Annotated in this window: 25 protein-coding genes and 1 pseudogene; 9 read left to right on the top strand and 17 right to left on the bottom strand. The window is 68.5% G+C overall.

Annotated elements, in window-relative coordinates:
* Positions 1 to 21: 21 nt before the first annotated feature.
* A complete protein-coding gene (locus M8I34_RS21625) occupies positions 22 to 882 on the bottom strand; it encodes a DUF1259 domain-containing protein (protein WP_250051384.1) in 861 nt (286 codons plus the stop codon).
* A gap of 811 nt (positions 883 to 1,693) precedes the next feature.
* On the opposite strand from M8I34_RS21625, the gene M8I34_RS21620 reads away from it, so the two are divergent.
* Entirely contained in the window at positions 1,694 to 2,119 is a 426-nt protein-coding gene (locus tag M8I34_RS21620) for a VOC family protein (RefSeq protein WP_250051382.1), read from the top strand.
* Between the two features lie 81 nt (positions 2,120 to 2,200).
* On the opposite strand, the gene M8I34_RS21615 is transcribed toward M8I34_RS21620, so the two are convergent.
* Positions 2,201 to 2,740 (bottom strand): TetR/AcrR family transcriptional regulator, encoded by a 540-nt coding sequence (locus M8I34_RS21615; RefSeq protein ID WP_250051380.1) that lies wholly within the window; start codon positions 2,738 to 2,740, stop codon positions 2,201 to 2,203.
* Between the two features lie 197 nt (positions 2,741 to 2,937).
* Here M8I34_RS21615 and M8I34_RS21610 point away from each other — a divergent pair, with 197 nt between their 5' ends.
* Positions 2,938 to 3,351: a PPOX class F420-dependent oxidoreductase gene (locus M8I34_RS21610; protein ID WP_250051378.1), complete on the top strand. Its 414-nt coding sequence runs from the start codon at positions 2,938 to 2,940 to the stop codon at positions 3,349 to 3,351.
* A 572-nt stretch (positions 3,352 to 3,923) separates the two neighbouring features.
* On the opposite strand, the gene M8I34_RS21605 is transcribed toward M8I34_RS21610, so the two are convergent.
* From M8I34_RS21605 to M8I34_RS21590, 4 genes are all read right to left on the bottom strand, one after another.
* Complete coding sequence (locus tag M8I34_RS21605) at positions 3,924 to 4,310, bottom strand: barstar family protein (RefSeq protein ID WP_250051376.1); 387 nt, start codon at positions 4,308 to 4,310, stop codon at positions 3,924 to 3,926.
* 116 nt (positions 4,311 to 4,426) lie between these two features.
* Complete coding sequence (locus tag M8I34_RS21600; protein WP_250051430.1) at positions 4,427 to 4,882, bottom strand: GNAT family N-acetyltransferase; 456 nt, start codon at positions 4,880 to 4,882, stop codon at positions 4,427 to 4,429.
* Positions 4,883 to 5,282: 400 nt separating this feature from the next.
* Positions 5,283 to 6,044 carry a MerR family transcriptional regulator gene (locus M8I34_RS21595; protein WP_250051374.1) on the bottom strand — a complete coding sequence of 254 codons (762 nt, stop codon included), beginning with the start codon at positions 6,042 to 6,044 and terminating at the stop codon, positions 5,283 to 5,285.
* A gap of 302 nt (positions 6,045 to 6,346) precedes the next feature.
* On the bottom strand, positions 6,347 to 6,619 hold the full coding sequence (locus tag M8I34_RS21590; protein ID WP_374210960.1) for a DUF6355 family natural product biosynthesis protein: 273 nt from the start codon (positions 6,617 to 6,619) through the stop codon (positions 6,347 to 6,349).
* Positions 6,620 to 6,902: 283 nt separating this feature from the next.
* Here M8I34_RS21590 and M8I34_RS21585 point away from each other — a divergent pair, with 283 nt between their 5' ends.
* Positions 6,903 to 7,100 (top strand): hypothetical protein, encoded by a 198-nt coding sequence (locus M8I34_RS21585; RefSeq protein ID WP_250051370.1) that lies wholly within the window; start codon positions 6,903 to 6,905, stop codon positions 7,098 to 7,100.
* 354 nt (positions 7,101 to 7,454) lie between these two features.
* Here M8I34_RS21585 and M8I34_RS21580 read toward each other — a convergent pair whose 3' ends face one another.
* A complete protein-coding gene (locus M8I34_RS21580) occupies positions 7,455 to 8,417 on the bottom strand; it encodes a phosphotransferase family protein (RefSeq protein ID WP_250051368.1) in 963 nt (320 codons plus the stop codon).
* Positions 8,418 to 8,456: 39 nt separating this feature from the next.
* A pseudogene (locus M8I34_RS21575) lies at positions 8,457 to 8,642 on the bottom strand (diadenosine tetraphosphate hydrolase); the annotation flags it as partial.
* A gap of 373 nt (positions 8,643 to 9,015) precedes the next feature.
* Here M8I34_RS21575 and M8I34_RS21570 point away from each other — a divergent pair.
* Positions 9,016 to 10,149, top strand: a complete 1,134-nt coding sequence (locus M8I34_RS21570) for a glutamate--cysteine ligase (RefSeq protein WP_250051366.1) — start codon at positions 9,016 to 9,018, stop codon at positions 10,147 to 10,149.
* Positions 10,150 to 10,343: 194 nt separating this feature from the next.
* Positions 10,344 to 11,087: a DUF6461 domain-containing protein gene (locus M8I34_RS21565; protein ID WP_250051364.1), complete on the top strand. Its 744-nt coding sequence runs from the start codon at positions 10,344 to 10,346 to the stop codon at positions 11,085 to 11,087.
* A 266-nt stretch (positions 11,088 to 11,353) separates the two neighbouring features.
* Here the strand turns inward: M8I34_RS21565 and M8I34_RS21560 are convergent, their stop codons facing one another.
* Positions 11,354 to 11,953, bottom strand: coding sequence for a TetR family transcriptional regulator (locus M8I34_RS21560; RefSeq protein WP_250051429.1), 600 nt, complete (start codon positions 11,951 to 11,953; stop codon positions 11,354 to 11,356).
* Between the two features lie 72 nt (positions 11,954 to 12,025).
* Between M8I34_RS21560 and M8I34_RS21555 the strand changes: the two genes are divergently transcribed.
* A complete protein-coding gene (locus M8I34_RS21555) occupies positions 12,026 to 12,850 on the top strand; it encodes a class I SAM-dependent methyltransferase (RefSeq protein ID WP_250051362.1) in 825 nt (274 codons plus the stop codon).
* Positions 12,851 to 13,101: 251 nt separating this feature from the next.
* Here the strand turns inward: M8I34_RS21555 and M8I34_RS21550 are convergent, their stop codons facing one another.
* The 6 genes from M8I34_RS21550 to M8I34_RS21525 all read right to left on the bottom strand — a co-directional run bounded on the left by M8I34_RS21550 (position 13,102) and on the right by M8I34_RS21525 (position 17,406).
* Complete coding sequence (locus tag M8I34_RS21550; RefSeq protein WP_374210959.1) at positions 13,102 to 13,815, bottom strand: MFS transporter; 714 nt, start codon at positions 13,813 to 13,815, stop codon at positions 13,102 to 13,104.
* Entirely contained in the window at positions 13,710 to 14,675 is a 966-nt protein-coding gene (locus M8I34_RS21545; protein WP_250051360.1) for an MFS transporter, read from the bottom strand. The genes M8I34_RS21550 and M8I34_RS21545 overlap by 106 nt, the downstream gene beginning before the upstream one ends.
* Positions 14,675 to 15,112, bottom strand: coding sequence for a MarR family winged helix-turn-helix transcriptional regulator (locus M8I34_RS21540; protein ID WP_250051358.1), 438 nt, complete (start codon positions 15,110 to 15,112; stop codon positions 14,675 to 14,677). The genes M8I34_RS21545 and M8I34_RS21540 overlap by 1 nt, the downstream gene beginning before the upstream one ends.
* 136 nt (positions 15,113 to 15,248) lie before the next feature.
* Positions 15,249 to 15,770, bottom strand: a complete 522-nt coding sequence (locus tag M8I34_RS21535) for a DUF4396 domain-containing protein (RefSeq protein WP_250051356.1) — start codon at positions 15,768 to 15,770, stop codon at positions 15,249 to 15,251.
* Between the two features lie 215 nt (positions 15,771 to 15,985).
* Positions 15,986 to 16,885, bottom strand: coding sequence for an aminoglycoside phosphotransferase family protein (locus M8I34_RS21530; protein WP_250051354.1), 900 nt, complete (start codon positions 16,883 to 16,885; stop codon positions 15,986 to 15,988).
* A 113-nt stretch (positions 16,886 to 16,998) separates the two neighbouring features.
* Positions 16,999 to 17,406: a RidA family protein gene (locus M8I34_RS21525; RefSeq protein WP_250051352.1), complete on the bottom strand. Its 408-nt coding sequence runs from the start codon at positions 17,404 to 17,406 to the stop codon at positions 16,999 to 17,001.
* A gap of 353 nt (positions 17,407 to 17,759) precedes the next feature.
* Here M8I34_RS21525 and M8I34_RS21520 point away from each other — a divergent pair, with 353 nt between their 5' ends.
* Positions 17,760 to 17,960: a DUF1918 domain-containing protein gene (locus tag M8I34_RS21520; protein WP_078889446.1), complete on the top strand. Its 201-nt coding sequence runs from the start codon at positions 17,760 to 17,762 to the stop codon at positions 17,958 to 17,960.
* A gap of 124 nt (positions 17,961 to 18,084) precedes the next feature.
* Here M8I34_RS21520 and M8I34_RS21515 read toward each other — a convergent pair whose 3' ends face one another.
* Positions 18,085 to 19,332 (bottom strand): MFS transporter, encoded by a 1,248-nt coding sequence (locus tag M8I34_RS21515; RefSeq protein ID WP_250051350.1) that lies wholly within the window; start codon positions 19,330 to 19,332, stop codon positions 18,085 to 18,087.
* Positions 19,333 to 19,478: 146 nt separating this feature from the next.
* On the opposite strand from M8I34_RS21515, the gene M8I34_RS21510 reads away from it, so the two are divergent.
* A complete protein-coding gene (locus M8I34_RS21510; protein WP_250051348.1) occupies positions 19,479 to 20,408 on the top strand; it encodes a LysR family transcriptional regulator in 930 nt (309 codons plus the stop codon).
* Between the two features lie 100 nt (positions 20,409 to 20,508).
* Here the strand turns inward: M8I34_RS21510 and M8I34_RS21505 are convergent, their stop codons facing one another.
* Complete coding sequence (locus M8I34_RS21505; RefSeq protein WP_250051346.1) at positions 20,509 to 21,096, bottom strand: TetR family transcriptional regulator; 588 nt, start codon at positions 21,094 to 21,096, stop codon at positions 20,509 to 20,511.
* 96 nt (positions 21,097 to 21,192) lie between these two features.
* Between M8I34_RS21505 and M8I34_RS21500 the strand changes: the two genes are divergently transcribed.
* Positions 21,193 to 22,236, top strand: coding sequence for an NAD(P)-dependent alcohol dehydrogenase (locus M8I34_RS21500; protein ID WP_250051344.1), 1,044 nt, complete (start codon positions 21,193 to 21,195; stop codon positions 22,234 to 22,236).
* Positions 22,237 to 22,284 lie beyond the last annotated feature (48 nt).

Below are 22,284 nucleotides of genomic sequence, written 5' to 3'. Positions count from 1 at the left end.
TGCCCGTCGCCTGTCTGGTGGTCAGCCGACCGGTACGACGTTGGTGGCGTCCACGGCGGGGCGCAGAGCCCGGGCAAGCTTGACACCGTCGCCAACGGCCCAGAAGTGGATGAAGAACAGGCGGGGTTCGTCCGTCAAGCCGTGGTTGTGCAGCTCGACGAGCTCGGCGTCGGCACACCGCAGAGCCACCAGTACGTCTTGGACTTCCTTGGCGATCATGGCGCAGTCACCACTGATTGCGGCCCGGCCGCCGCCCAGCGGCTGGAAGTTGAACGCGCTGGTCGATCCCAGGCCCGGGGGCAGTACCAGGTGGCCGTCGGTGATGGTCTCGCGACGGACGAAGACGCACTTGTAGATGCCTTCGTCGGTGGAGCCCTTGACGCCGAGCGCCGCATCGATGCCCGCAGTGTCCAGGTCGACGCGCTGTGCTTGGACCAGCGGGCGCGGGGGCGGGGTGCCGGTGCGGTCGAACGCTGCGCGCAGACCGCGGGCCACCGCCACTGGATGGTGGCCGTGGGCATGGATGTGGACCCACCAGATGTGAGGACTCTGGGAAAGGAGGTGCTTATGGATCGCGGTCTGCGCGATCTCATGTTCTTGCAGGACGTCGGTGAAGGGCTGGAGTTCGTGCTCGGTGACCACCACATCGCCCATCACCATCGTGCTCTTGTCGGCGTAGCGGACGAAGGAGACGTGCGAGCCGAGGGCGAGCGCCGGTTTGACGATGACACGACGGGAGCGCACACGGAGGTCACGGCGCGGGAGGGCCGTGTGGTACATCATTTTCCGCTTCATATCGCCTTTTCGGCCCAGCGCTTTGGCCACCTTCTCCCAGTCCGACAGGGCAGTGGTAACCGGCTCGACCAGCTTGCGACTCTTCACCTCCTCCGCCCCAGTGGCGAGAGCGCGAGCGGGAGTCGGCGCCCCGGCCAGCAACGGAGTCAGAGCGGCCGCGGCCAGTACGCGCCGTCGCGGCGTACCTACATGCGGGTAGCTGTCTTGCTGTCGGTCTCCGGCCATCACGTCAGCACCTCCATGACGAGATGGAAGCACGGCGGGCTACAGTCACTGTTGACCAGCGTCAACGCTGGGGCCAGGTGGGCTAAGCATTTAATTCCTGGCCATACCTCTGAGCCATACCTCCGACGCCGGGCAGCTCTCAGCGTGACAATCGACGAGCCGGCACCCGGAGCCCCACTCCGCGAACTAGGCCTCGGCGACGCACCGGTGATGGTTAGGCCGACTGACATCCCCATCGCTTGTAGTCGGCCTTCGCGCCATCGGCGGGAGCGCCTCGTGGGAAGCGGAGCCGGGGCTGAGGCCGTCGGGACTACCTGTGCGAACTCGAAGGCGTCGGCGAGCAATTGGTGCAGCGGTAGGGACAGCAGGAATCACAGGCGCGTTGCCTGGGCCAGGGACCAGGACCACCTCGACGCCGTTGGTCCCCATAGGGACAGCGGATGATGACCTTGCCGTCGGGGCCGTGAGGGCCGTGGGGGAAACCCATGCCGGTGTCATCGTGGCCTGGTTCGCGTCCGCCTCCGCGTCCGCGTCGAATTCTGTCGCTGCCACCGCTACCGTCATCTCCGTGGCCCGTCCGAATTCGGTAGATGTTTCCCACTGATCTCATTGCGCCGTCACCAAGCATCTTGCCTCCACCACTCCAGCCACCGCTCACGGCAGAGTGGGGGCCATGAATGCAGATGACAGGGACCTTCTGGCAGGAGCACACGTAGCGACCAGACTTCCGGCCCAGGACCTGGACCGGGCACGGCGTTTCTACTCTGAACAGCTCGGTTTGGAGCCCGTCGACGAACGGCCCGGAGGGCTGCTCTATCGGTGCGGAGGCGTGGACTTCGTCGTGTTCCGATCGACGGGAGCCTCGCCCGGTACCTTCACTCAGATGGCATGGGAAGTCGACGACATCGAGACAGTCGTGTCGGAACTCAAACGGCGTGGCGTGGTGTTCGAGGAGGTCGACGTACCCGGGTTCCGCACGAGGGGCGGGATCGCCGAGATCGACGGGAACTACCCGAGCAAGGGTGCACGGGGTGAACGCGGCGCCTGGTTCCGGGACAGCGAGGGGAACATGCTGGGCATCGGCGAGCTGGTCGTCTGAGCAGCGCACCTGGCCTGGGTGGCAAAACGACCAGACTCCCAGGCTCAGACCACTGACTCAGCACAGACCCTTGATGCCGCGTCAGGTGGAACCGAGTCCGGTGAACAGAGACTGGGCCACCATGTCGGCCCCTTGGGCAGGCGTCAGCTCCGGCATCTCGTGCGCCGCGATGTTCGTGAGATGGACGAGCAGGGAGCGCGCCCAGCGGTCCGGAAGACCGGGCCGGACGGAACCTTCATGGACGGCGCGGAGCATGAAGGCGTCGAGTTGCTCGAACAGCCGGCGGAGGCGGGCGGCGGCCGCTTCGCCCTGCACCTGCTGCAAGTCCACCGGCCACTGTCTGCTGACGGTGATGATGCCCTCCGCATACCGGTGCAGCGCCACGGCCACGGGAGCCTCGTCCAGCCGGGCCTGGGCGAAGACCTTCTCGCAGGCATCGAGCTTGGCCACGTGGACGCCGGCCATCAGTGCCTCGCGGGTCTTGAAGCGACGGTAGACGGTCCGTCGGTCGACACCCGCCGCCTCCGCGATCGCCGCGACGCTCGTGCCGGGGTCTAGCGCGAGAAGGCGTGCTCCGGTCTGTAGGACCGCGTCCAGGTTGCGTGCCGCGTCAGCTCTCATCGTGACCGGAGCATACGCAGGAATGAGAATGATGGACCAATAGACATCACATGACTGTTGCTGATCAGCAATCAAGTGTCACACAAGCGTGTCACTTGAGCCGCCCCGTGCCCCGGTCCGACCGTGCCTGGACGCAGGGTCGGCGCGTCTCCGTCACGCCCTTTTACTCATCCCTGCACTCGTCCCAGGAGCCACGCATGAACCCCGCCCACATGTCCGACAAGTTGAAAGACGCCCTCGATTCCAGGGTCTTCGTCACCGTGGCAACCCTTCAGCCCGACGGCAGCCCGCACCAGTCAGTGGTCTGGGTGGGGCGCGACGGGAACGACCTGTTCTTCGTGACCGGCATCGACAAGCTCAAAGTCCGCAACCTCCGGCGTGATCCACGGCTGAGCGTGACGGTCAACCCTCCCGACGAGCCGTACGGGTACGCGGTGATCAGCGGCACGGCCCGGTTCGAGAGCGTGGGCAGCCGGGAGCGGATGGACGAACTCGCCGTCAAGTACACCGGCAAGATCTACGCCGAACACCACCCGGAGTCGTCCGCCACCCTCCCGGAGCTGATCACCGTCTACCTCACTCCCCAAAAGATCGCGGCCCGGTTCCTGTGAACCGAGGACACGGACGGCGGAGGAGAGGAGAACGGCAACGGCGATGAAGACCCTTTCCTCTCTCTCCCCCCCCCGCAGATCCGCTGATCCGGCTCGTGCGGTGGCCGCGACCACTCTCTGGGCAGCGGGTCGCCGAGGCGGGCGCGAAGCAGGCCTCCGCTTCTTCCTGTTCTTCGTTCCTGTTCTTCGTGTGGCTTCTTCCTGTGGCTTCGTTCGACTTCGCCGTTTGGCTTTGTCGTAGTGAAGGGCGGCGCTGCACCACGGGGTAAGGCTCCTGCCCTCCCGCGGGTTCAGGACCGTGCCGTCCAGCGCAGGCGATGCCGCATCGCACGCCGTGGGAGCGGTCCGAGCTCGTTGAAGGCGGCTGCCAATACGGCGACAGTGGGTGACAACACCGCGGCGATTACAGACGCGCAGACCGCATCGATGGCGGCGTCAGCCCCGCTCCCGGCGGCCGGCTTCCGGCACATCGATGACCTCGCCTGGAACTGCTCGGCATCGCCTGGTGCCATGTGTCACCGGTTGGCTGCCCGCACCATGCATGGTCGGACGCGCTGACAGATGATTCGTGATCAACACAGGACGAGCTTCCCTGGGGTTTCATCCTCGAAGATCTCGATCAGCCAGTCGAAGACCGTTCCCCCTCGCCCGCTCCTCGCGGCAGCGAGCTCCTCGGCAATCCGATCACGATTCGTGAAGTGACAGCGCCCGAGTTGCGTCTCCAGCTGGCGGGCCGTCTCCGCGTGTCCCAGGGCTTGGCGAGAGCGATCGTGGCCATGCCATTCCACCTTGAAATCGTCCTCCTCAGGGGTGCCGAAGCCACCACGGAGGCAGTCGCTGAAGGCATCCAGGCTCTTGCCGAAGTAACCGCCAGGCCCGTTGACTGCCTCTCCGATCTCTCGCCAGAAGTCCTCCAGCGTGAGAATCCGGTTGCCGTCGAGTACGTAGGTCGTCGTCACCGGCTCAGAGTAGGGGCCACCGATTCTCCAGTCAGGCTATTAATCCGATGGCCCTCAGCGGAACAGATGAATACAGCCTGCGTGAGCCTTCGGAGGATTCAGAGCGCTCAGAGCGTTCAGAGGATCTTGGTCATGAACGTACTGTTCGGGTTGGGCTGGTAGTCAGCGAACGGGTCACAGAGCTGGAAGCCGAGCTTCTCGTACAGCCTTCGGGCGGGCAGGAAGAACTCGGCCGAGCCGGTCTCCAGGCTCAGCCGCGTAAGTCCCATGGCTTTGGCTTCGCTGAGGATGTGCTCCAGCAACTGCGAGGCGATGCCGCTTCTCTGCCGCCTCGGCCTGGTACGCATCGACTTCAGTTCCGCGTGGCCCGCGTCCAGCCTCTTGATCGCACCACAGCCCACCAGGCTGTCACCGTCCAAGGCCGACCAGAACGTGATGTCGGGCTTCCGAAGACTATCGAGGTCGAGAGCATGCTTGCTCTCCAAGGGGGTGAGGGACCGCATCTGCTCGACATGTTCGGCGAGAAACCTGGCGATCTCTGGCCCGGAGAGGTCATCTACCACGATCTTCAACGCGCCCACCGTTCCTCTGCGATCCGGGGCCGGAGTGCCACCGCGAATGTCGGATCTGCTTCTGAAGCAGTCCGGTCGAGACTATGCCGATCTTGAGGAGCGAAGCCACATGTTTCGGGTGGCCCCGGCGGTTGGGAGCGGGGGCCACGTCGCGAACCGAGCGCGTTTGCAGGGGAGTTCACAGCCGGCATGCTTGGCGACGTACGCAGAGGGATGGTTCCGGGGAGGCGTGCGCGGAAGCACTGTCAGAGGCGTGCACGGAAGCACTCCCGGAGGCGTCCCCGGCCGCCGGGCAGCGGATCGTCTGACAACGAAAGGCCTGGCGACGGAACCGGCAAAGGCGCCGATCCGGAGAGGGCCGCCACCGCGCGCTCGTTCCCCGGTTGCGGCCCGGTCCGGCTCAGCTCAGCCGGGTCGTGGCGTACGCCTCGATGGCATCCCGCTGGTATTCGGCCAGGCCCGGCGCGATCGCTTCGTACACAGCGCGCCACGGCTCGTTTTCCACACAGGAACGCCCGATCGCGCGATACTCCTCGGCGGAGACCGCTCGGAGCTCGACCAGCGCCCGGTACTGGGCATCGACCTCGGCCTGCACCGCTTCGGCGTCGGCGGGCGTACCGGCGGCCAGCAGCTCGCCCAGCCGGATCATCTGTGCCGTGCGCTCGCGGTGCCCGGCCTCGATCTCGGCCTCGCTCATCGTCGAGGTGCGCCGCTCGATGGCCCCGGCCAGTTCCGGGAAGTCCCGCAGGCTCTCCATGTACTGGGCGGGCCGGACGCCCTCGAACAGGTTCTCCGGGCGGTTGATGCTCGTCATGGGTCTACCTTCCATCCTGGATCGCTCCAGTTCGGTGATCGTGCGGGAGACGGTGCCGGCCAGGACATCAAGCCGGTCCCGCTCCGCGAGCAGCCGCCGGTGGTGGCCGCGCAGGGCCTCCAGCTCGTCGACCTGTGCGGCCAGGATCCGGCTGATCTCGGGCAGCCCCACGTCCAGCGCCCGCAGCACAAGGATCTGCTGCAATTGCAGCAACTGGGCTTCCTCGTAGTAGCGGTGGCCGTTGCTGCCGATCCGGGCCGGCGGTAGCAGGCCGATCTCGTCGTAGTGCCGCAGCGTACGGGCCGTCACGCCCGACATCCGGGCGACCTCCGCGGTCGGCCAGGCCATCGCCGCCTCCCTCACGAATGCATCACCGGGCCGGTCTCTCCGGCCCTGGTCAGTACGGTAGAAGCTGCCGCTACGGCAGTTTCAAGCCCAGGACCGACCGTGTGGACCAGGGCAACGTCCTGGAGTCAGGAACGGAAGTGGGGCACGAGGCCCCAGCCCTGCGCGGCCTGCGCCGCCGTCCTCCCTTCCCGGTGGGCGACGCTGCGCAGAACACGCTGGTCGTAGTGCCTGTCCCAGTCGACAGGCACGTCGACAGGCACTACGACGGCGCGCTCCATCCCGTCCTTCAGAACGACGGCTCGTCAGCAGGTGCGGCCCGTGTAGTGGGCGCCCTGAATCTTGTGGGCAGAGCCCAGCCACGTCCTGCCCGGCCCGACGCACCACTCGTAGTCGGGCGCCCGAGCGACCTCGACTTTGATGACGACCCGCGAACGGTCGGAGGTGCAGTGGTTGTAGAAGGCGTCGGAGCCAGTCTTGTAAAAGCCGCACGGGTCGGCAGCCGCGGGGCTCGCGGCAGCGGTCACCGCGCCCAGGGGGGTCAGGATGAGGGCAGCGGAACCGAGGGCGCTGGTCACCATTCGACGAACACGCAAGGGAGAACTCCTTGGCCAGGGGAGGAAGCGCTGGAAAGAGCGCGTTCTTCCTGATGAGTTGGATACCCGCCCAAGAATGGCCATGCCGCCCCTCCCTGGTGGTCGAACGCCGCACCGTTCACCCGGCGAATCGTTTCACCGTCTGCCTTGGGGGTGGAGGCGGACTTAGCGAACGATTTGTCCTGGTGGGGTGTTTGGCAAGGCAGTGGTTCAAGCGGATGATGACCGTTGCTCTCGAGGGTGGCCCGTGGGGTTCAATGCGGGCATGGAGAACGCTCTGTGGGACCGGCTCTCGGTCGAGGTGCACGCATTGGTGGACAGCCTCGTTTCGGCCGGGCGGAACGTGCATGCCCTTGCTGTGATGCGTGAGCATGCCGGTCTGCCGACGCCGAGTCTGCATGAGTGCGTTGATCTGTTGGATCAGCGATTCACGGTATTGCGGCAGGGGCCGACGAGTTCGTGATGATGCCAAGGCGGCGCTGTGGTCGACGCCCTTGGTGCGGGCAACGCACTGGCCCGCAGGTCCTGTATGATCATGACGTAACTCCGGCACACCGCACGGAGTCACGCGTCTGTGGTCCAAGGAAAGACGCCCGCCAGCCGGCGGGAAATGTAGGTGCAAGGCCTGCCGGGCGCTCCATATACAAGGGCCCCGCCTCATGAAGGCGGGGCCCTTGTGCCGTTCCGAGCCCAGGCACTCTTGCTCGGGGCCCCACGGCCAACGGACGGCGCCGCGGATGTGGGGCGCGTCGCCGACACAGCGCTTCCCACCACCCGCCGCCGGCTATCGGCAACTACGGCCGGATCGCCCCTTGGCTCAGCCCAGCGCGTCCATCAGGGCGGTGACATAGGTATCCAACCGCTCCTCCACGGCTCGCGTCGTCAGCTCTGTCCTTCCTGCCTCCCGCCATAGCTGCGCCACCAACTGCACTTCCTCTGAACTCGCCAGTGCGTCCCGCACCTGCCAGTACAGCCGCTCGCTCGCGGCCGTGGCCAGCACCCCGCCGGCCTCCTCATACGCCTCGGCGAACCGCAGACCCCACGCCGGGCCGTGCAGCAGCGCGAGATTGGTGGAGCAGTGCGCCACATCGAGATCCGCCGGGCCCCAGGAGGTCGCTGCCCAGTCGACGACGCCGGTGATCCGGGCACCTGCCGGCCTTGGGGGCGGCACGTCGAACAGCACGTTGCCGGGTTGGAAGTCCCGGTGCAGGAATCGCCCTTCATAGGGCGGCGCGGGCCGGCGGATCACGTCGATCGCCGCGGCCCATGTCGCCGCGTCGGCGCCCTTCGGAGTCACGACGGTGTCGGCGGTCGTCAACGCCACATACTCCCGGGGCCGCTCGGCGGGTCGCAACGCGTGGATCGCCACGAGTTGACGGGCGAGCAGAGGGACGCGTGTCTCCAATCCCTCATCGTCGAGGACCGTCCGGCCTGCCAGATGTGTCATCAGGAGCGAGGGATACTCGCAATGCGCGGCGGTCGGATCAACCGCGACCAGTCCAGGAGCCGGCACGCCGGTCCCCGGGAGCAGGGTCAGGGCGCCGGCCTCCCTGCTCAGCAAGTCCTCGGCGTGTCCCGCATAGAACGGGTCGACGAAGCCCCGCAGCACCAGGTCACGGGTGCCTCCGTCCCGCGTGCGGATGGTCAGCCTCCGCATTTCGGCAGTGATGCCGCCGTGCAGCGCCTCGGTCCTGACGATCCGTTCGCCGGCCTCCAGGTGCCGGCTCACCCAAGCCAGTGTCAACGGTGGGACGGCCGCCGCCTCATTGTGGTTGGTCATCGTGCCACCTCATCATCCGGAGGGCGGCACGCGTGCAAGTTTTCTGCGGGAGAGCTCCGACAGTCGCTGCACAGCAGGGTCATCCACCAGCAGCACCGCGTATCCCGGCAGGAACTGAACGTCCCCGATCACCGCGAACCCGGCCTCCAGCCCCTGGAGCACTGTCGGATGCTCACCCCGAAGTGCGCTGCCGATCCGGTCCTGCCGCCAGTCATCAGTTACCAGTCACCATCGGTGACTCTGCACACGGCTGATCAGCCAGGGGCTATTCCGCACACGGGAGTATCCGAGCCTGCCGACACGCACCGGCCTCGACGCGCCATGACGGTTTGGCGGAATGTGTGATCGTGACGTCCGGAATCCTGCTCCCGTGCAGGCACCCAGTCGTCGTAGCGTCATGCCTTCGTGAGGCTGCGCATCGTAGCCGTCTGTCCGGCGGGCGAGTGGGGGCTGCATGAGGCATCGGCAAGGCATGCGGCAGACGAGCAGGCGCGGTGAGGCGTCCGTCCGAGGGGCTGACAGCGCGTTGCCGTCCGCGGACCCCGATCAGCAGAGGGAGAGGGGGCAAGGGAAAGGGAGACAGGGGGACAGTCGAGTGATGAGCGACGCGGGGCTGTCGGCCTCCCGCCCTCCTCCTCGGGGCATCTCCTTGACGCTGGGGGTCGAAGAGGAGTTCCAGCTCGTCCGCGAGGACACCGGCCAGCCGGCCCCATGCGCCGACGCCGTTCTGGCCCACGCCGCGAAGCTGCCCAACCCGGGCGACGGCAGCACTCTGCACGGCGAACTGCTGACATCAATGCTCGAATCCGCCACCGGCATCTGCACCAGCCTCGCCCAGGTGCGCCGCCAGCTGACCGGCGCCCGAAGCCGCCTCGCTCAAGCGGCCCGAGAAGAAGGCGTTCGCCTCCTGGCCCTGGGGGTTCGCCCCTCCCCCGCCGCACCCAGACATGTCTCGCCGTCCGAGCACTACGAGTGCATGCATCAGATGTACGGGCACCTGGTCGCCGAGACGGAGACCTGCGGCTGCCACGTCCATGTCGGCACGCTGGACAAGGACCAGGCGGTCATCTCCAACAACCACCTGCGTCCTTGGCTCCCGACGCTGCTCGCGCTCTCGGCCAACTCCGCCTTCCACAACGGCATCGACACCGGCTACGCGAGTTGGCGCACCATCGCTCTCTCCCGTTGGCCGACCACACAGATGCCACCCCACTTCACCTCCGTCGACCATTACGAGGACACCTTCGCCGCCCTGCACCGGGGCGGCGTGCTACCCGCCGGGGCCAACGCCTACTGGTTGGCCCGCCCCTCCCGCCGCCTGCCCACCGTCGAAATCCGGGTCGCCGACGTCAGTCCCACCGTGGACGGAGCCGTACTCCAAGCCGGCCTGTCGCGGGCGCTGGTCCACACCGCCCTGAACGACCCCACCACCCATCAACACCGCAGTCGCCACGACGACCAGCTGCTGGCAGCAGCCCTGTGGACCGCGGCCCGCCACGGCATCAGGGGCCCGGCCCTCCATCCCCACAGCGGTCACCAGACTCTCGCGGCCGATCTGGCCCGGGAGTTGCTGATCGCCCTCCGCCCCGCTCTGCGCGAAACGGGCGACTGGGAGGAGGTCGAACAGCTCCTGGCCGACGCCTTGCGTGACGGGCGAGAAGCCGGAAGCGATACAGGAACAGTTCTCACGGAAGCGCCGAAGAGAGGTCGCAAGTTGGCGCTGGAGCCGTGATGCGGTTTTGCTCCCACCTGAACCAGGAGAGCTGCGATGCGGGGCCCGGTTCGAGCAAAGTGCTCCAACCCGGGCTCGGGAGACCTGTTTTCGGGGTGTCCCGGGGAGTGGGGCAGTTGGTGGGAGGACCGGCTGCCTGGGCGGGGCGCGGAAGCCGGTGGGCTGGAGCCTCGACATTCGAAACGGAGACTTTGATGACGGACATGAATCCGCTGGCCTGGATCGCTGACGCATATGAGACTCACTGCCTCACTCTGGCCAAGGGGTTGACTGGGCATGAGTTACTGCTGCGCCTCGGCGCAGACCCGGCGGAGACGTTCACGCCGCGGGATGACGACGAGGCGAACGAATTCCTGTGGGCGGCAGGGGAGAACTACTGGTCCTGGGGGGCGGCGCGAGCCGGCGAGGCCAACGGCTGGGCGTTCGTACTGGAACCGGCCAGTTGCTGGGGCAGCATTCCCGAGCGGCTGGAACACGCAGCCCGGGGAACCGAAGTGATCTTCTCCTCCGAGGTCGGCGGGATGGGGAACGTCGGGTACTGGCAGGACGGGACGCGGATCACCGGCTTCGACACCATGACTCCGCAGGACCGGGCGGAACAGGGTCAGGCTGCGGATCCGGACCGTCTGGTGGAGCAGATGCAGCGGGCCGGTCTGTTCGTCGACCCAGGTGCCCCCTGGCAGCGGTATGGCGGTCTGGCGCTGTTGTATGAGGTGACGGGGCTGTCGGTGTCACAGGAACAGACTGAGCTGGCGCTCTCGGGCAAACTGCCGGCCCTTGGTCTCGGGCGGGAAGGGCGTCGGCAGGGCAGCGATGGATGCCTCGCGAGCAGTAGTCGTCTGGACGCGGAGGGCGGCGCGGTCGGTGAGCCTTCCAGGCCGCAGCCGGCCGGGAGAGCGAAGAGCAGCCGTGGGGCGGGCGCACTTCCCGAGTCGTAGGCGGGCGGGCCGGCTTGCAGGCCAGGCGACGATGTCGGCGCACACTTGTCGGCTGTGGTTCGAGCGGACGTCACAATGACGCCCTGGACGCCCCGGACGCCCCGGACGCCCCGGACGCCGAAGCCACGAGGCAGCTCGCCTCCGTTCTCGCCCGGCCTTCTGCGCCAGGCAGACCACGGGCCGGGGCAGTTGGGCCTGTCCGGGCCCGGTCTGAGTTCTTTCGCGCACCGGTTCCGATTGTCCGGGTCCGGGCTTGCCGCGGCCGTTCATCGCAGCGGTTCTTGCACGGCGCCGGCGATGACCGTGCTCACGACCTTGCGGATGGCTCCAGCCTCCGGCGGGGTGCCTGTCCGGTCGGCGAACAGCAGGTGCCCGGCGCCGATCAGCGTGGGTGCGAGCGTGTCGACGTCGGCATCGGCCGCGACGCGGCCCAGCTCACGCTCGGTGGTGAGGTAGGAGGCGATCATGACCGCGGCGTCCGTCAGGATCGGGATGCCGGTCGGCCTGGCCTGGCGCAGCCTGGCGCGCAGGCCATCACGGGAAGTGACGAGGCCGACGATCGCCACCGCGACCGACCCGAAGAGGTCCGTCAGCGCGCTGGTCAGGTTGTCGGTGACCGTGCCGGTCCCGGCGGATTTTCGCAACGCCGCGGCCTGGGCGTCGAGTTGGGCGATGCGGTCCAGCACGAGCTCGGCGAGGAAGGCGTCAAAGTCGGCGAAGTGCCGGTGCAGGACCCCTTTGGCGCAGCCTGCCTCGGTGGTGACCGCCCGGCTGGTCAGCGCGCTCGGCCCGTCCCGGAGCAGGACGCGCTCCGCGGCGTCGAACAGCTGGTCGCGCGCGTCGTGGATGGCCACACCCGTCGGCACTGTGCGTTCCTCCATTCCTTGCTCGGCCCCACCCGGTTGACGAGTGGGCATGTGCCCACTAATAGTGGGCACATGCCCACCTTACCTCCGGAGCGAGCACGCCTCTCCGAACTCGAACCCCCTCGAGCCCGACACTTAGCGGAATCGTTCGGCTCGGACCCCGCACGCTACGACCGGGCCAGGCCCCGCTACCCCGACGCCATGGTGGAGCGGATCGTCGCCGAAATCCCCGGGACCGACGTCCTCGACGTAGGCATCGGGACCGGCATAGCGGCCCGGCAGTTCCAGGCGGTCGGCTGCAAGGTGCTCGGAGTCGAGGTCGACGCGCGGATGGCCGCATGGGCGAAAGAGCGCGGGCTCCGGGTCGAGGTGGCGGCGTTCGAGGCCTGGGACCCTGCCGACCGGGTATTCGATGCCGTAGTCGCCGGGCAGACCTGGCACTGGGTGGACCCGGTCGCGGGCGCGGCGAAGGCGGCCGAGGCGCTGCGGCCCGGCGGCCGGCTCGCGGTGTTCTGGAACGCGGGCCACCCGTCGCCCGACGTGGCCGAAGCGTTCTCCGAGGTCTACCGCCGGGTGATGCCCGACTCGACCGCTTCCCGCGAATCCACGACCGTCGTGGACGGGTACTCCGCGCTGTGCACCAGGGCAGCCGACGGGATCCGGGAGGTGGGCGCGTTCGGCGAGCCGGAGCAGTGGCGGTTCGACTGGGAACGGTCCTACACCCGGGACGAGTGGCTGGACCAGCTGCCCACTACCGGCCTTCACACCCAGCAACCGTCGGCCGAGTTGGCGGAGGTGCTGGCGGGCATCGGCGCCGCCATCGACGCGTTCGGAGGCAGTTTCACGATGCGCTACACCACCCTCGTGGCCACCGCGACGCGGACCAAGGCTGCCTGACCCATCATCATCACGGTCTCTCCGCTGCTGGGAAGGCACGGGGCCTGCGCGGATCAGCCCCCCTCCTCCCCTACCCCTCCTCGTCCTCGTCGACGTACGCGGTGCGATGGGGCCGGAGGCTCTCCGCAGGGAGTGGACCTTCGGTCGCACCCGACAGCCTGCCCCCTTTCCCCAGCCACCCCGGCCACCCCGTCCGGCCATAGCCACAGCCACACGAACACCGCGGCGCAGCCTCGCAGTTGAGCTGCCGGTCACAAACTCCTACCCCCGCCTGGTCGTTGCCGGCTGCCGGAGATCTGAGTACCGGCCCCGGCGCGTCGAGGATCGGTGTCACGATCCGAACCCGTGGGCGTGTCCCCTTCGCGGTCGGGCCGGCGTCGATGCCCGGCCGGCGGGTCGTCCCGTCGTACCGGAGCTGGGTCATCTGGGCGCACCGGAACCCGGGTCATGATCTTGCGGTCCGTGACCACGATGATCAGCCCCAGGACACTGACGAGGACCATGATCAGGGCAATCACATGCAGGCGGTGATCGTTGACCTGAGTGTGGAACACGACGGAGATCAGCGCGGACGAGGCGATCGAGCCGAGGAAGCCGAAAGTTCGGAACAGTCCCGCGGCGGTACCGATCTGGTCGGCGGTGACCTGGGTATACAGGGCCGTCTGGTTGGCGCTGATGGTCGTGCCCAGGGTGACGCCGAAGAGCAGGGTGATGACCACGATCCAGGCGATCGGGGTGCTCGTGTTGAGCGCGCACACCCCGGCCGAAGCCGCCAGACAGGACACGGCCGCGACGACAAGCGGCATACGGACCAGGTTCCGTTGTGAGATCGGCCGGACGAGCAGGGCGGAGAGCGCGCTCATGGGCAGCAGGAGCAACCCGGCCTTCTCGGAGGACATGCCCCGGCCGGCCTGGAGCCACTGGGTGAGGCCGTAGAGGACGGTGTAGACACACAGCCCCGCCAAGGCGAAGCGCAGATAGGTGCGGGTGAGCGCCAGGTTCGTGCCCAGCAGGCGTACGTCGAAGAACGGACGGCTCGCCCGCAGCTCCCACCACACGAGCCCCGTTTACCGGCCACGACGGCCAGGCCGAGCGCGATCCAGTCGGGGCGCGGCAGTCCCATCAGGAACACCAACAGGGCTGCCATCGCCCCGCCGAAGCCGACGATGCCCGCCATGTCGAGGCGTGCCGCGACCTCCCGAAGCGTTCGCGGCCCCTCGACCGGCAGGTCGGAAGGAATCCAGAAGAACGCCATGGCCAGGGCCAGAAGCGCGAAGGGGAGGTTGATGAGGAACGTGGTCCGCCAGCCCCAGACGTCCACCAGCACGCCGCCGAGCGGAAGGCCGAGGGCGGACGTGGCAGCACCGGCGATCATCAAGCTGCCGAGCACACCGCCGGGCGGCGCGTCCAGCCCGGCCGCCGCTGCCCGGCGGCGGATGAGCAGCATCGCCGAAGGGTAGACGGCGGAGCTGCCCACCCCGATCAGTACCCGGGACACGACCAGGCCGGTCAGATTCTGCCCCACCCCGCCCACGATCCCCCCTGCCAGGACGATCAGGACGCCGACCAGGAACACCCGGCGCGGCCCGAACTCCTCCGCCAGCTTCCCGCCCATCGGCTGGGCAACCGCGCTGGCCAGGTACAGCGCCGACACCAGCACCGCGGTCCGACCCACGGAGACATGGACGGCAGCCGCGATCGGCACCAACGCGGTCGCGATGAACGAACTGTTGATCGCGTTGATCGCCGATCCGGTGAGCAGCGGCGTCACGAACCGCCAGGAGAACGCGTTCGTGGTGTGTGAGGTGCCGGGCGGTGTCGGCATCACAGGCTCTCGCCGAGCCGTTCGATCAGCGGCGCCGCCGCCATCAGGGTCTCCAGCTCGGCGCGGGTGAACCCGCCGGCGACGAGTGCCTCCGCCAGCTGCTCGGCCCGGGCGCTGCGCCTGTCCCGCAGCGCCCGCTGCCCGGCCTTGGTCATCGACATGGCCACCCGCCGACCGTCGGTGGGATCGGGGCGGCGCTCCACCAAGCCGCGTTCTTCGAGCCCGGCGAGCGTCATCCCCATTGCCTGCGGCGTGATCTGCTCGGCTCTGGCCAGTTCGCTCGTCGTGGCCGACCCGGCCCGCTCCAGGCGCGAGAGGACCGACACCTCAGGAAGCGTGAGCTCGCCCTGGACCGGCTGGCGAAGCCGTCGCACGAACAGACCGAGACTCATCTGAAGCGCCGAACCAACCGCGTTCACATTCAGTTCGTCCACCATGATGTGAAAGCTAGCTTTCACAGGTCAGGTTTTCAACCCAGCTTTCCTGAATTGGCTGACAGCAAGTCAGGGAGCGCTTGAGCGTGGTCAGTTCCGGGCAGCCCGCGAGCAGGAACGCCACGGGGTCTCGTCTCGGTCAGTGGTATGCGTGGACGACGGCGTGCCCCTTGCCGCGGCCGATCATCCACTTGTTGACCGGGGTCGTGAGCAGAAAGGCGATGGCGAACCCGCCCCACAGCGACGTCCAGAACAAGGTGTCGGAAAGGTGCGCGTCCATGGCGCCGGGGACCAGGGCGATGATGCCGTTGTCGACGAGCTCCATCACCACGATGGAGACGGTGTCGGCCGCCAGCGCCACCTTGACGGCGCTCTTGAGGTCCAGGCCGGCCTTGCGCACCGCGAACAGGGTGAAGGAGTAGCCGAAGACGAAGGCCAGGGCGATCGCCAGGATCATGGTCGCCACGTTGCCCCACATCAGGGCGGTGCCGATGACCATGCCGAGGATCTCGCCGATGGCGCATCCGGTCAGGCAGTGCAGCGTCGCCTTGGCGGCGGCGCCCCAGGTCGCTGCGCCTGACCGGCGCCCGCCCTGGTCGGGGTGCGTCTCGTGCACGGCGTGGTCGTGAGCGGTGCCGGTGTGATGTGCGGCGTAATCCATGACCGTCATCCCCCTTCCCGTCCAGTGTGGTCCGTTCCTGCGGCCCACGCCCAAAAACCTATACCCGTTGGGGGTACCTCGCCCTTTTCGAGTTCAACAAGAAGGGGTGGGGTGGCGAGAGGGGGCGGGGCGGCAAGAGGGGTGGGGTGGCGATGGCATCGGCCGGGTGGGTCCAGGCCAGATGATGACGCTGGCCCAGGTGGAGCGCGGCCGTCTCACCCGGCGTGCTGGTGATCGGTGAGGACTTGATCGATGACGTACCGCGCGATGCCCGCCATGACCGGGTTCGTATCCCGGTAGTACCAGAGTTCGTCGAGCGCGATCGACAGCGCCCAGCCACGCCCCCTCGCCCAGCTCGCATCATCCGCCTGCGCACCTGCGCGGAGGATCCCGCGCGCGCCGGCCGGCAGCAGGTACCACGCCGCGATCAGGTCGACGGCGGGGTCGCCCAGCCCCAGGCAGCCGAAGTCGATGACGGCGCTGAGCCGTCCACGGACGGTCAGCAGATTGCCGGGTTGCAGATCCGCGTGGATCCAGACGGGCGGGCCGGACCACGCCGGGGCACGCAGGGCGGCATCCCAGGCGGCGGTGGCCGCGTCGGCGTCGACGATTTCGCGCACTCTCGCGATCGCGTCGCGTGTCCCCGCATCTCGTGTCGCCAGCGCTTCGCTGCGATAGGACGGGGGCCCGTCCGTCGGATCGACCCGGTGAAGTGCGGCGATGAACTTAGCCAGGTCCCCGGCAAGCAGACCGGGTTCGGCCAAGCGCCCGGCGGTCGGGGTCTCACCATGGATCCAGCGGTAGACGGACCAGTGCCAGGGATAGGTCTCCCCCGGCGCTCCCTTGCCGAGCGGTAGGGGGATGGCGACCGGAAGGTGCGGGGCGAGCCGGGACAGCCACTGGTGCTCCTTCGCCACGTCGCCGACGGCTCCGGCGATGCGGGGAAGGCGCGCGACCAGGTCCTCACCGAGTCGGAACATGGCGTTGGAAGTGCCGGCGGACTCGACCCGAGCGATGGGAAGTTCCGCCCAGTGCGGGAACTGCGCGCCGAGCAGCGCGCGCACCAACGACGTGTCGATATCCGCCTCGCCGGCGTGCATCTTGCGAGTGCCCATGGGCACCTTCCTGACGGAGTGGACAACCGACTTCGATGAAACGGTCCGGAGGCTCCCCCGTCAACGCATATATCCCAGCGGTGACGTACAAGTCCAGTGCGGACAGCACCTGTTCAGTCGAGGATCGCGGTGGCTTCGACCTCCACCAGGTGCTCGGGGACGTCCAGTGCCGCGACGCCCAGCAGCGTGCCCGGCGGTACGGGGGTCGCCCCCACCTTCGCGGCCGCCCGGGCGACCCCTTCCAGGAACAGGGGCATCTTGTCGGGGGTCCAGTCGACGACGTAGACGGTAATTTTCGCCACGTCGTCGAAGGACCCGCCGACCTCGGCCAGGGCGGTGCCGATGTTGAGGTAGCACTGCTCGACCTGAGCGGCGAGGTCACCTTCGCCGACCGTGGCTCCCTCGGCATCCCAGGCGACCTGCCCGGCGAGGAAGACCAGCTTCGATCCGGTCGCGATCGACACCTGGTGGTAGGCGCTGATTTCCGGCAATCCGCTGGGGTTCACCAGGGTGATGGCCATGCCGGCTGCCTCCTTGTCATGAGAGCCCGTGGGCTCGCTTGCATCGGACCAAGACGCCCTCGGTCTCCTGTGGTTACTGGAGAACCGTAGGGAAGAGGCTGCTGACATGGAAGAACGCACTTTTCGGTGACTGAGGAACCGCACGGTGACCGAGCAGTTCAGGGGCTCGTCCGAGTAAGCAGACAGACCTGATGCGTGCGGAACCCTTCGGCCCGGGAAGGTCCCCACCCGAGCCGGGGCCGCTGCCGACCGCGAGTGGTACCTCCATTGCGTACGCGAACCATTACGCTCTGCGACATCGGGTGACGCCGGAACGTTCAGCGGTGTCGCAAACGGCAGAGAGGGACGCAACGATGCACGCCTCCAAAGGGGACCGCCTCGTGATGCACGGTCGAGTCGTGGGCAAGCACGATCGAGTCGTTGAGATCGTCGAGGTTCTCGGCCCGAACGGGACGCCGCCCTTCCGGGTGAGGGCGGAAAATGGCCACGAAACCATCATGAGCCCGGGACCGGACTGCATGGTTGACCATCGCACGGCACCCGGGCCTGCCTGACCCACCAACGCCGCCTCCTCCCTGAGCGAGGGCGGTGTGAGCGCCGTGGTGGGCGAAACCCGCCGGCCACGGCGCTCCGTCACCACTGGCGATGGCCAGAAGGGCCTTCACCCGCTGCGGTGTGTCATGTGCAGCCCGGGGCCAGTTCTCGCTCGTGTTGCGGCGTGGGGTCGCGTCGGGGAAGCAGGAGCGGGGTGGTCAGGAGCAGGAGACCGGCGAGGGCGATCGCGGTGCGGGGGCTGGTGATGCCGGCCAGCAGGCCCCATAGTCCGGTCACGATCGCGGTGGTGACTTTGCCGGTCACCGACCATGCGGACAGGGTGCGGGTGACGCGGTCCGACTCCGTCAGGCCGAGTCGGCAGGTGCTGAACACCGGGTTGAACACGCCCATGCAGGTGATCAGTCCGAGCTCGACGGTCATCACGAGCACGAGCCCGGCAGCGCCGGGGCGGATGAAGGCCAGCCCGAGGGACCAGCACGCGCGCAGCGCCCCGAAGGTGAGCATGACCCTGCGCTGCCCGAAGCGCGCGACCAGTCGGCGGGCCAGCCGTGAGCCGATCAGGCCACCGAGGCAGGGCACCGCGAAGGCGAGGGCGTACTGCCAGGGTGCGAATCCGAGGTGCCCGACCATGAGGACGGCGAGCAGCGGCGCGGACGCCATGATCAAGCTGTTGACCAGGAGCGTGTTGTAGAACAGCGGGCGCAGCGTCGGGTGGGTCAGGATGTACCGCCACCCGTCGAGCAGGTCGCCGGCCCGGAGGCGTGGCCGTGTGTCGGTGCGGGCGGGGTGCGGCTCCCTGCCGCCGATCGCCCGGATCCCCACTGCCGAGAGCAGGTAGCTGACCGCATCGGCCACCACCGTGACCACCGGACCGAACAGCCCGATCGCGGCCCCGCCGAGCGGCGGTCCGAGCACGGTGGCGGTCCAGTTGGTGGCCTCGAACCGCCCGTTCGCGACGAGCAGGTCCTGCGGTTTGACGAGTGCCTTCAGGCTGGCGCCGCCGGCCGCGTTGAAGGTGATGTCGGCCGCGACGACGATGACCGACACGAACAGGAGCTGGACGAAGCTGAGCCGGCCGAGCGCGAACGCGGCGGGGACGCTCAACAACGCCGCGCACCGGATCAGGTCCATCGCGACCATCACGGGTCGCTTGCGGCGGAACTCCACCCACGGGCCGAGCGGCACCGCCACTGCCGCCCCCACCGCCAGCCCCGCGGCCGCCAGCACCGACACCTCGGTCGGCCCGGCGTGCAGGACAAGGATCGCGATCAAGGGGAACGCGTCGAACGCGAGCCGTGTGCCGAACGTGCTGACCGTGTACGCCGCCCACAGCCATCCGAACTGCCGCCCCAGCGACCGTCTGGCCCCCATCCCCAGTACTCCCCCTCGTCGCCTCACCGTCGCGCTTCAACAACCCCGCGTTGACCGGATACATCAAAGCCAGCGGCAGGTCAGCTGGCAAACAACCGCAGCGCCCGGGAAGCCACAACCACGGGTTGTGCAACTAGGGTGTCGGCGTGGATCTCGATGCCGTGCGCACCTTCGTCGCCGTAGTGGACGGGGGGCGATTCCAGGAAGCCGCCGCCGACCTGTCGATCACCCAGCAGGCCGTCTCCAAGCGCATCGCCGCGCTGGAGAAGGACCTCGGTGTGCGGCTGTTCACCCGCGGCGCGCGCGGAGCCCGGCTCACCATCGACGGGCAGGCGTTCCTGCCGCACGCCCGCGACCTCCTCCAGTCCGAGGAGCGGGCGGCCGCTTCCGTGCGGCCCGGCAGTCGTGCGCTGCGGATCGACGTGATCGGACGGCGGCTCGCGCCGGCAGGTCTGCTGCGCGGCTTCCACCGTGCGCACCCCGAGACCGCACTCGACGTCGTGACGCTCTTCGACGCCGACGCCGCCATCGCCGCTGTCCGGTCCGGCACGATCGACGCGTCGTTCCGCGCCGTCACCCTGCCCGCGCGGCAGCTGCCCGACGGCATCGAGGCCGCCCGGGTCCACGACGAGCCCGTCCAGCTCCTCACCGGACCGGCCCACGAGTTCGCCGCCGCCCGCGCGGTCACGCCCGCCCAGCTCGCCGGGCACCGGATCTGGATGCCCGGCATCGTCGCCGGTACGGAATGGGCCGCCTACTACGACGACCTCGCCGCCGCGTTCGGGCTCACCATCGAGGTGACCGGACCCGACTTCGGCACCGAGCCGCTTCTCGACACGATCGCCGACTCCTCGGTGCTGGCGACCTTCGTCGGCGATCAGACCCGCCTCGTCTGGCCCGCCGACCACGACTTGCGGCGCATCGCCGTGCACGACCCGACACCGGTCTACCCGCACTCGCTGATCTGGCGCGGCGACAACCCGCACCCCGCGCTCACCACGCTTCGCACCTACCTGGGCTCCCTACGGTCCGGCCGGTGCGACGCCGAGACCTGGGTACCGAAATGGGCGCAGTGAGCAGTCCCGTCGCTCGGCCCGGCGGCCACCACGTCATGAGCCGTACCAACGGGACCGTATCGGCGGGGCCGTGGGGGGCCGATAATCCGGACCGGACGCTTCAGTCGGCTGCCATCGCGCGGTGGACGCTCTCACGGAGCAGGGCCCGGCGACGGTCGTGCAGTGCGTCGGGCTCCTCGGCGGTCGCGGCATAGACGTTGCTGACCGGTGACCAGGCCATGGACATGGCGATCACCATGGCCATCAGGTCGAACGGGTCTCCCTTGCGGACCAGCCCGGCGGCCTGCGCTTCGCTGATGGCGCGCAGTTTGCCGTCGTCGAGGCGGTCGGGGTCGTCGACCAGATGGCCGGCCGGGCGTCGCTCCAGGCGCGCCCAGGTGGCCAGCCGGATGAGGTCGGGGCGGCGGAGGTACTCGTCGTAGAGGCGTACCGCCCAGTCCGCGAGGTCGGTGGCGTCGATCGGTGCGACGTTGACGATCCGCTCGAGGGAGCCGAAGAAGATGGCGTCGAAGAGCCCTTCCTTGCTGCCGAAGTAGGTATAGAGCTGCGCCTTGTTGGAGCGGGCGGCGGACACGATCCGTTCGATGCGGGCGCCGGCGATCCCGTGCTCCGCGAACTCCTGGGTCGCCACCTCGAGGATGCGCCGGTATGTGGCCGCTCCACGCGAGGTCAGGGGCTGCTCTGTCATGCCCGCACGTTACCAAACAGAACAGTTGGTTTGCCTGGGCCCCCGATCGACTCCTACTCTGAAATAGACCAAACAGTCTGTCTGTGAGGAGTCGGCATGAGGACCACCATGGGTTGGCAGGCGGCAGGCCCCGCGCGGGCGCTGCGGCGGGCGCCGCTGGAACGGCGCGACCTGCGCCCCGACGACCTCGCGGTCCGTGTGGACTACTGCGGCGTCTGCCATACCGATCTGCACGCCGTCGACGGCCGGGACGGCGCGGCAGACGCCCTCCTGGTTCCGGGGCATGAGTTCACGGGCGTGGTGACCGCGACCGGGGCGGAGGTCACCCGCTTCGCCGTCGGCGATCCGGTGGCGGTGGGCAACATCGTCGACTCGTGCGGCGCGTGCGCCATGTGCCGGGGCGGCCAGGAGAACTTCTGCCATGCCTTCCCGACCCTGACCTACGGCGGCACCGACCGGCACGACGGATCGGCCACCCTGGGGGCCTTCTCCCGCGAGTACGTCGTACGCGACCGGTTCGCCTATCCGCTGCCCGCGGGCCTGGACCCGGCGGCCGCCGCACCGCTGCTCTGTGCGGGGATCACCGTCTGGGAGCCGTTGCGGGCGCTCGGCGTGGGCCCGCGGACCCGTGTCGCCGTGGCAGGGCTGGGCGGCCTGGGCCATCTCGCGGTCAAGCTCGCCGTGGCGCTCGGCGCCGAGACCACGGTGGTGAGCCGCTCGCCGGACAAGGCCGAGGATGCGCGGCGCCTCGGCGCCCACGGCCTTGTCGCGTCCTGTGACCCGGAACAGATGGCTGCGGCCCGGAACCGGTTCGACGTCGTCATCGACACCATCTCCGCCCCGCACGACCTGGGCCCCTACCTCGGCCTGGTGGCCATGGACGGCACTCTCAGCCACCTCGGGCACCTCGGCCCGGTCACGGTGGAGACCACCGACCTGCTCGTGGGCCGCAAGAAAATCAGCTCCGCAGGCAGCGGCGGCAGGCCCGCGACCGCCGCCATGCTGGACTTCTGCGCCGAGCACGGCATCACCGCCGACATCGAGCTGCTCCCCTCGGCGCGGGTGAACGAGGCCCTCGACCGCCTCCGGCGCAACGAGGTCCACTACCGCTTCGTACTCGATATGTCCGACCTGGACTGAAAGGGGCGGGCACGGCGTCGCGGTTCGGTCCGCGCCACGACACGACGC

The sequence above is a fragment of the Streptomyces sp. MCA2 genome, from assembly GCF_023544705.1.
Lineage (GTDB): Bacteria > Actinomycetota > Actinomycetes > Streptomycetales > Streptomycetaceae > Streptomyces > Streptomyces decoyicus.
This window is presented reverse-complemented; position numbering and strand designations above follow the sequence as displayed.

Bases quoted from the DNA above. Each gene is read 5' to 3' on its own strand.
- M8I34_RS21525 (WP_250051352.1), bottom strand. From the start codon at position 17,406: ATGGCCATCACCCTGGTGAACCCCAGCGGATTGCCGGAAATCAGCGCC.
- M8I34_RS21520 (WP_078889446.1), top strand. From the start codon at position 17,760: ATGCACGCCTCCAAAGGGGACCGCCTCGTGATGCACGGTCGAGTCGTG.
- M8I34_RS21530 (WP_250051354.1), bottom strand. From the start codon at position 16,885: ATGGGCACTCGCAAGATGCACGCCGGCGAGGCGGATATCGACACGTCG.
- M8I34_RS21570 (WP_250051366.1), top strand. From the start codon at position 9,016: ATGAGCGACGCGGGGCTGTCGGCCTCCCGCCCTCCTCCTCGGGGCATC.
- M8I34_RS21610 (WP_250051378.1), top strand. From the start codon at position 2,938: ATGAACCCCGCCCACATGTCCGACAAGTTGAAAGACGCCCTCGATTCC.
- M8I34_RS21620 (WP_250051382.1), top strand. From the start codon at position 1,694: ATGAATGCAGATGACAGGGACCTTCTGGCAGGAGCACACGTAGCGACC.
- M8I34_RS21615 (WP_250051380.1), bottom strand. From the start codon at position 2,740: ATGAGAGCTGACGCGGCACGCAACCTGGACGCGGTCCTACAGACCGGA.
- M8I34_RS21580 (WP_250051368.1), bottom strand. From the start codon at position 8,417: ATGACCAACCACAATGAGGCGGCGGCCGTCCCACCGTTGACACTGGCT.
- M8I34_RS21595 (WP_250051374.1), bottom strand. From the start codon at position 6,044: ATGGCCTGGCCGACCGCGGAGGTCGCCCGGATGTCGGGCGTGACGGCC.
- M8I34_RS21585 (WP_250051370.1), top strand. From the start codon at position 6,903: ATGGAGAACGCTCTGTGGGACCGGCTCTCGGTCGAGGTGCACGCATTG.
- M8I34_RS21540 (WP_250051358.1), bottom strand. From the start codon at position 15,112: ATGGTGGACGAACTGAATGTGAACGCGGTTGGTTCGGCGCTTCAGATG.
- M8I34_RS21500 (WP_250051344.1), top strand. From the start codon at position 21,193: ATGAGGACCACCATGGGTTGGCAGGCGGCAGGCCCCGCGCGGGCGCTG.
- M8I34_RS21535 (WP_250051356.1), bottom strand. From the start codon at position 15,770: ATGGATTACGCCGCACATCACACCGGCACCGCTCACGACCACGCCGTG.
- M8I34_RS21505 (WP_250051346.1), bottom strand. From the start codon at position 21,096: ATGACAGAGCAGCCCCTGACCTCGCGTGGAGCGGCCACATACCGGCGC.
- M8I34_RS21545 (WP_250051360.1), bottom strand. From the start codon at position 14,675: ATGCCGACACCGCCCGGCACCTCACACACCACGAACGCGTTCTCCTGG.
- M8I34_RS21515 (WP_250051350.1), bottom strand. From the start codon at position 19,332: ATGGGGGCCAGACGGTCGCTGGGGCGGCAGTTCGGATGGCTGTGGGCG.
- M8I34_RS21565 (WP_250051364.1), top strand. From the start codon at position 10,344: ATGACGGACATGAATCCGCTGGCCTGGATCGCTGACGCATATGAGACT.
- M8I34_RS21555 (WP_250051362.1), top strand. From the start codon at position 12,026: ATGCCCACCTTACCTCCGGAGCGAGCACGCCTCTCCGAACTCGAACCC.